Here is a 3,429-nt window from a genome sequence, read left to right on the forward strand (position 1 = left end):
CCGCCGCTGGGGCAGGTCCTGGCCCGCTCCAGCTTCCTGCTCGACGGGGTGGCCTGCCCCGACCCGGACACCCGCGTCCCGGCCGCCGCGACCCTCGACGTCCTGCCCCCCTTCTCCGGCGGCTGAGACTTGGCAGTTCTGTCGAGACACAGGCGGGCTCGCCCTTGAGCCCCCGTTCCATTCCCGACCCGGAGGAGACGTGATGGCTGTGCACGATGGTGGAAGTCTGGAGCTGGACCGGTGGGCCCAGCGGTTGGCTCAGGCGTTGCAGATCCTGGATCTGCAGGTGGACACGCGGGAGATCGTCGCCGTGGCCGAGCGCACCGCGGGGGTGGCCCCGTCGGCGGGGGCGCTCACGGCTTTCTACGTCGGTTATGCCGCGGCCCTCGAGGCGGCCGGGAGCCGGGCGGGCAGGAGCCCGGACGAGGCGGTGCGGGCGGCGGCGGCCACGGCCGTGGGGCTGGCGGGGCAGGGCGCGGCCGGGGGCCCGGACGCGGTCGGCTGGGCGGCCACGGGCCAGTAGCTCTCCCGGGCGCTTCCGTGGTGCGGCCCCTGCCCCTGTGCGGGGGCAGGGGCCGCAGCGTGTGCTGGCTGGGGGGTGGGGGTCAGACGGTGGCGGGGGTGTCGGCCGCCGTGTTCTCCTGCCCGGTGCCGCCGGCGGGGCCGTCGGTGGTGGGTTCGAGGCGGACGATCACGCCCTTGGACACGGGGGTGTTGCTGCCGTGGACGGTGTCGTCCAGGGGCACCAGGACGTTGGCCTCGGGGTAGTAGGCGGCCGCGCAGCCGCGGGCGGAGGGGTAGGCGACGACGCGCCACCGGCGCAGCACCCGGTCCCTGCCGTCGGCGTACTCGCCGTGGACGTCGACGAGCTGCCCGTCGGTGAGGCCGAGCTCGGCGAGGTCGGCGGGATTGACGAAGATCACGTGGCGGCCCTTCTTGATCCCGCGGTAGCGGTCGTTGTAGCCGTAGATGGTGGTGTTGAACTGGTCGTGGGAGCGCAGGGTCTGCAGGATCAGCCGCCCCGGCGGGCAGTGGAGCAGGTCCAGGGCGTTGACGGTCAGCTGGGCCTTGCCGGTGGGGGTGTGGAAGGTGCGGGAGTCGCGGGGTCCGTTGGCCATCACGAACCCGCCGTCCTGGCGGATCCGCTCGTTGTAGTTCTCGCACCCGACCACCACGTGGGAGATGTGCTCGCGGATGAGGTCGTAGTCGGCCTCGAAGCCCTCCCAGTCCGCGGCGAGCTTGTTCCCCAGGGTGGCCCGGGCCAGGCGGGCGATGATGGCGATCTCCGAGAGCAGGTTCTGCCCCACGGGCGGGACCTTGCCCCAGGAGGGGTGCACCGCGGAGGCGGTGTCCTCGACCGAGACGAACTGCTGGCCGGTGGCCTGCACGTCGATCTCGGACCGGCCCAGGGTGGGCAGGATCAGCGCCTCGGTGCCGGTGACCGTGTGGGAGCGGTTGAGCTTGGTGGAGATCTGCACGCTCATCTCCAGGGACTCCATCGCGGCCTCGGTCTCGGCGGTGTCCGACATCGCCGCGGCGAAGTTCCCGCCCAGGGCCACGAAGACCGTCACCTGCCCGTCGCGCATCTGCCGCACCGCCTCCATCGCGTCGGCGCCGTGGTGGCGGGGCGGGTCGAAGGAGAACTCCTGGCCCAGCGCGTCCAGGAACGCCGGGGGCATCTGCTCCCAGATGCCCATGGTGCGGTCGCCCTGGACGTTGGAGTGCCCGCGGATGGGCGAGGCCCCGGCCCCGGGCTTGCCGATGTTGCCGCGCAGCAGCAGCAGGTTGATGATCTCCTTGATCGTGGCCACCCCGTTCTTCTGCTGGGTGACGCCCATGGCCCAGGTGATGATGACCTTCTCCGCCCGGAGGTAGCGGTCGGCGAGCTCGTCGATCTCCGCGGTGGTCAGCCCGGTGGCCGCCAGCACGGTCTGCTCGTCGAGCTCGGCCAGGTGGGCCCGCAGCTGCTCGAGGCCCTCGCAGTGCTGGGCCAGGAACTCGTGGTCGAGCACGGTACCGGGGGCGGCGTCCTCGGCGGCGAGCACCCGCTGGGACACCGCCTGGAGCAGGGCCATGTCCCCGCCGGCGCGGATCTGCAGGAACTGATCGGCCAGATCGGTGCCGCGGCCGATGACGCCCTTGGGCCGCTGCGGGTTCTTGAACCGGCGCAGCCCGGCCTCGGGCAGCGGGTTCACCGCCACGATCTGCCCGCCGTTGTCCTTCAACCGCTCCAGGGCGGTGAGCATCCGCGGGTGGTTGGTGCCCGGGTTCTGCCCGATGATGATCATCAGGTCGCAGTTGAGGTAGTCGTCGTAGCTCACCGTGGACTTGCCCACCCCGAGGGTCTGACCCATTCCCCACCCGGAGGACTCGTGGCACATGTTCGAACAATCCGGCAGGTTGTTGGTCCCCAGCCCGCGCACGAACAGCTGGTAGAGGAACGCCGCCTCGTTGGAGGCCCGTCCGCTGGTGTAGAACGCCGCCTCGTCCGGGGAGTCCAGGTCCCGGAGCTTGCCCGCCACCCGGGCGATCGCCTCCTCCCAGCTGATCGGCCGGTAGTGGTCCTCCCCGGGGGCCTTGTACACCGGCTCGGTGAGCCGGCCCTGCATGCCCAGCCAGTACTCCGAGCGCCCGCGCAGCTCACTGATCGGGTGCTCCGCCCAGAACCGGGAGGACACCGTGACCGGGGTGGCCTCCCACGTCACCGCCTTCGCCCCGTTCTCGCAGTACTCGAACGTGCTGCGGTGACCGGGGTCCGGCCAGGCGCAGCTCATGCAGTCGAACCCGCCCTTCTGGTTCAGGTTCAGCAGCGTCCGCCCGGTCCGCCCCACTCCCATGTGCTCCAGGGCCGGTTCCATCGAGTAGTACACCGCCGGCAACCCCGCCGCCCAGCTCTTGGGCCCATGAACCTCCAGATCCCTCTCGTCGACCTCGTCCACCCGAGGATCCTGCCGCGCCATCATCCACATCCCTTCTCCATCGCTGCTCGCGTCCCGCCCGGCGTCGTCACGGAAGAACAGATCCGGTTGCGCCTGGTGCGGACACGGAAATCATGGGCTTACTGTGCTGCCCGGCCTCGGCGGCGTGTCTGCCACCCACTGCCCTCGAGCGGGGACGGGGCATCTGGCGCACCGAGCGGTCAGCCGCCTTGGGGGTCCTGGGACTCGTGCCCGGTGGCGGTGAGGCCAGGGGGAAGGTTGGGCGCTTCCGTTGATTCATCGACCATGATGTAGCCATCGATCACCTCGACCTTGTGGGTCCGCACGGGCAGCTTGGCCGGGGGTGAGTCGACCGACCCGGTCCGCAGGTCGAACTTCGAGGCGTGCAGCGGGCACTCCACCTCGCAGCCCTCGACCCAGCCGTCGGCCAGGGAGGCGTCCTGGTGGGTGCAGGTGTCGTCGATGGCGAACAGTTCGCCCTCCTCGGTGT

At 71.1% G+C, this 3,429-nt stretch carries 3 protein-coding genes; 1 reads left to right on the forward strand and 2 read right to left on the reverse strand.

Annotated elements, in window-relative coordinates:
- Positions 1–202 precede the first annotated feature (202 nt).
- Positions 203–523, forward strand: coding sequence for a DUF6457 domain-containing protein (locus M3185_RS16850; RefSeq protein ID WP_251334826.1), 321 nt, complete (start codon positions 203–205; stop codon positions 521–523).
- An 82-nt stretch (positions 524–605) separates the two neighbouring features.
- Here M3185_RS16850 and M3185_RS16855 read toward each other — a convergent pair whose 3' ends face one another.
- Positions 606–2,960 (reverse strand): FdhF/YdeP family oxidoreductase, encoded by a 2,355-nt coding sequence (locus M3185_RS16855; RefSeq protein WP_251334828.1) that lies wholly within the window; start codon positions 2,958–2,960, stop codon positions 606–608.
- Between the two features lie 179 nt (positions 2,961–3,139).
- The coding region (locus M3185_RS16860) for a non-heme iron oxygenase ferredoxin subunit (RefSeq protein WP_251334827.1) at positions 3,140–3,429 on the reverse strand (290 nt) is incomplete at its 5' end.

Origin of the sequence: Kocuria rosea (assembly GCF_023715525.1) — a bacterium.
Taxonomy (GTDB): Bacteria; Actinomycetota; Actinomycetes; order Actinomycetales; family Micrococcaceae; genus Kocuria; species Kocuria rosea_A.

Coding starts and splice junctions, on each gene's coding strand:
- M3185_RS16850 (WP_251334826.1), top strand. CDS start 203: ATGGCTGTGCACGATGGTGGAAGTCTGGAGCTGGACCGGTGGGCCCAG.
- M3185_RS16855 (WP_251334828.1), bottom strand. CDS start 2,960: ATGGCGCGGCAGGATCCTCGGGTGGACGAGGTCGACGAGAGGGATCTG.